This window comes from Bradyrhizobium sp., assembly GCF_016462955.1.
Lineage (GTDB): Bacteria > Pseudomonadota > Alphaproteobacteria > Rhizobiales > Xanthobacteraceae > Bradyrhizobium.
The window spans coordinates 1-3,546 of the sequence record NZ_JAEMSD010000611.1 but is presented as its reverse complement, the minus strand read 5'-3'; the positions used below and the strand labels follow the sequence as shown (position 1 = coordinate 3,546).

3 protein-coding genes and 1 pseudogene are annotated in these 3,546 nt (G+C 65.8%); 3 read left to right on the top strand and 1 reads right to left on the bottom strand.

Going from position 1 to position 3,546, the window contains the following annotated elements; genetic code table 11:
- On the top strand, positions 1–1,029 hold a 1,029-nt coding region (locus tag JHD07_RS35455), incomplete at its 5' end, for a cyclic nucleotide-binding domain-containing protein (protein ID WP_291630657.1).
- Here the strand turns inward: JHD07_RS35455 and queF are convergent.
- On the bottom strand, positions 1,026–1,514 hold the full coding sequence (gene queF, locus JHD07_RS35450) for a preQ(1) synthase (protein WP_291630654.1): 489 nt from the start codon (positions 1,512–1,514) through the stop codon (positions 1,026–1,028). The two genes, JHD07_RS35455 and queF, sit on opposite strands and share 4 nt — an antisense overlap.
- 126 nt (positions 1,515–1,640) lie before the next feature.
- Here queF and eno point away from each other — a divergent pair, with 126 nt between their 5' ends.
- Together eno and JHD07_RS35440 are read left to right on the top strand one after the other, a co-directional pair.
- On the top strand, positions 1,641–2,924 hold the full coding sequence (gene eno, locus JHD07_RS35445; protein ID WP_291630652.1) for a phosphopyruvate hydratase: 1,284 nt from the start codon (positions 1,641–1,643) through the stop codon (positions 2,922–2,924).
- Positions 2,925–2,968: 44 nt separating this feature from the next.
- Positions 2,969–3,546: pseudogene (locus JHD07_RS35440) on the top strand (NADH oxidase); the annotation flags it as partial.

Here is a 3,546-nt window from a genome sequence, read left to right as displayed (position 1 = left end):
GCTGCCGACCTGTTCGGCAAGACGCGGCTGATGATCGGCTGCCTCGCGCTGCTCGACAACCATTTCAACAGCGTGCGCGGCCTGAAGGTCTGCGAGGCGCTCTCGGCGCGGTTCGACCTGCACATGCTCAACCGCAATGCCGATGTCCGCACCAGCATCATGGCGGATTACGACATCTACGGCATTTCCTCGCGCCGCAGCCGTCAGCCGCACGAGCAGCAGATCCTCGACGAGCGCCACAGCGACATCCGTGTGCTCGAGCTGGTCGGCGCGATGAATTTCGGCACCATCGACTACGTCACCAGACGGCTGAGCAGCGAGCCGCCGAGCGCGCCGCTTCTGATCATCGACTTCCGCCGTGTCCCCGACATCACCGCGGCCGGTGCCGAGCTGCTCGGCGATACTCTAACCGCGCTCGGCAATGCCGGCGTCACCACCATTCTTTCCGGTTTCGAGGCCACCTCCCCGGTGTGGAGCGCGATCTCCGGGCGCACCGCCGAGCCGCGCCGGCTGCGCCGCTTCGCGCTGCTCGACGATGCCATCGAATGGGCCGAAGACCAGGTGATCTACCGCTTCGGCGGCTTCACCGACGTGAAGGAGAGCGCGCGTCTGAGCGAGCAGGCGCTGCTTGCCGATCTCGACGCGGAGGAGATCGCTGCGATCGTCGAGCTGTCGAGCACCCGGCATTACGCGGCCGGCCAGCGCATCATCTCGAGCGGCGAGCCCGCCAATTCGCTGTTCTTTCTCCAGAGCGGGATGGTCAGCGTGAAGCTGCCGAGCGGCGTTCGGCTCGCTTCTCTCGGCCCCGGCATGGAGTTCGGCGAGATGGCGATCCTGGAGCGGAGCCGCAGCGCCGACGTCGTTGCGGACACGCCCGTCACCTGCCTCGAACTGCCGCTGGACAGCTTCGCGGACTACCGCCGCCTGCACCCGCAAACGGCGCTGAAGATCATGCGCAACCTGGCCGCTATCCTGACGCGGCGGCTGGTCGCAGCGAATGCCAAGGTGGATCTGCTGAGTGCGTATTAGCCCCGTCCGCGATACGGCGCGACGCCTTGCTCCGGCACCCACAGGCCCTTCGGCACGCGGCCGGTCTGCCAGAACACGTCGATCGGAATGCCGCCGCGCGGATACCAATAGCCGCCGATGCGCAGCCATTTCGGCTTGATCTCGGAAGCGATGCGCTTGCCGATCATCACGGTGCAGTCCTCGTGGAAGGCGCCGTGGTTGCGGAAGCTGGCGATATAGAGCTTGAGCGATTTCGATTCCAGCAGCCACGCACCCGGAGCGTAGTCGATCATCAGATGGGCGAAATCCGGCTGGCCCGTGACCGGGCAGAGCGAGGTGAATTCCGGCACGGTGAAACGCACCAGGTAATCGGTCCCGTTTTGCGGATTGGGCACGCGGTCGAGCCTGGCCTTCTCTGGCGCATCCGGCCATTCCACGGCGCGGCCGAGCTGCAAGAACGCCGGGTTGGCAGGGGAGTTGTTCGATTTACCGGGTTTTTTCGACATGAGGCCGCCTCCGTGGCGGCCCTCTTAGCCAATCATCGCCCGGCCGTCACCCGGCCTTTTCCGCTTCGACGCATTGCGGTAGAAGCACCGCCAACTGCCCCCTTCGTTCCCGCAAAAGAGGCCCTCATGACCGCCATCATCGACATCATCGGACGCGAAATCCTCGACAGCCGGGGCAATCCCACCGTCGAGGTCGATGTCGTGCTGGAGGACGGTGCGCTCGGCCGCGCCGCGGTGCCGTCGGGCGCCTCCACCGGCGCCCATGAGGCGGTGGAACTGCGCGACGGCGACAAAGCCCGCTATCTCGGCAAGGGCGTCACCAAGGCGGTCGGCGCCGTCAACGGCGAGATCTTCGAGGCGCTCAGCGGCCTCGATGCCGAGCAGCAGGCGCAGATCGACCAGATCATGATCGACCTCGACGGCACCCCGAACAAGAGCCGGCTCGGGGCCAACGCCATCCTCGGCGTCTCGCTGGCCTGCGCCAAGGCCGCCGCGAACTCTCTCGACATGCCGCTCTACCGCTACGTCGGCGGCACCTCGGCGCGGCTGTTGCCGGTGCCGATGATGAACATCATCAATGGCGGCGTGCACGCCGACAACCCGATCGACTTCCAGGAGTTCATGATCCTGCCGGTCGGCGCATCCTCTTTCGCCGAAGGCCTGCGCTACGGCGCGGAGGTGTTCCACACGCTGAAGTCGGAACTGAAGAAGGCCGGCCACAACACCAATGTCGGCGACGAGGGCGGCTTCGCCCCGAACCTGCCGTCGGCCGACGCCGCGCTCGACTTCGTCATGAACGCGATCGGCAAGGCCGGCTTCAAGGCGGGCACCGACATCGTGCTCGGGCTCGACTGCGCCTCGACCGAGTTCTTCAAGGACGGCAAATACGTCTATGAAGGCGAGGGCAAGACCCGCTCGATCTCCGAGCAGGCGAAGTATCTTGCAGACCTCGTCTCGCGCTATCCGATCGTGACCATCGAGGACGGCATGTCGGAAGACGACATGGACGGCTGGAAGGAGCTCACCGACCTGATCGGCAAGAAGTGCCAGCTGGTCGGCGACGATCTCTTCGTCACCAACGTCAAGCGCCTCGCCGACGGCATCAAGGCCGGCCGCGCCAACTCGATCCTGATCAAGGTCAACCAGATCGGCACGCTGACCGAGACTCTGGCGGCCGTCGAGATGGCGCACAAGGCCGGCTACACCTCTGTGATGTCGCACCGCTCCGGCGAGACCGAGGATTCCACCATCGCCGACCTCGCGGTCGCCACCAACTGCGGCCAGATCAAGACCGGCTCCCTTGCACGTTCAGATCGCACCGCCAAATACAACCAGCTCCTGCGCATCGAGCAGCAGCTCGGCAAGCAGGCGCTGTACGGCGGCAAGGCGGCATTGAAGGCGTTGGCATAAGCCGGCGGCTCGAGCCGCGAAAAGACGGACAGGGGAGGATCGACATGAGCGACGGCAAGACCGGACTGCAACTGCGTTCGCTGTTGAAGAAGAGCGGCGAACTCGAACTGTCTCTCGTCGATATCCCGACTCCCGAGCCCGCCGACGACGAGGTCGTGGTCCGCGTCGAGGCGACGCCGATCAACCCCTCCGACCTCGGGCTCCTGATCGGGCCGGCCGATATGTCGGCCGCCAAGACTTCCGGCACCAAAGAGATGCCGGTCATCACCGCGACGATGCCGGAAGCTGCGGTGCGGATGATGGGCGCACGGCTCGATCAGTCGCTGCCGGTCGGCAACGAGGGCGCCGGCACGGTGATCGCGACCGGCTCGTCGGACGCGGCGAAGGCGCTGCTGGGCAAGAGGGTGTCCATGATCGGTGGCGCCATGTATTCGCAGTACCGCGTGCTCAAGGTCCGCGACGTCATGGAACTGCCGCCCGGCACCACCGCTGCCGATGGCGCGTCCTGGTTCGTCAATCCGCTGACCGCGCTCGGCATGACCGAGACGATGCGCCGCGAGAACCACAAGGCGCTGGTGCACACCGCGGCCGCGTCCAATCTCGGCCAGATGCTCAACAAGAT

What these genes read in the sequence shown, in the direction of transcription:
- queF (WP_291630654.1), bottom strand. Translation starts at nt 1,514, where the DNA reads ATGTCGAAAAAACCCGGTAAATCGAACAACTCCCCTGCCAACCCGGCG.
- eno (WP_291630652.1), top strand. Translation starts at nt 1,641, where the DNA reads ATGACCGCCATCATCGACATCATCGGACGCGAAATCCTCGACAGCCGG.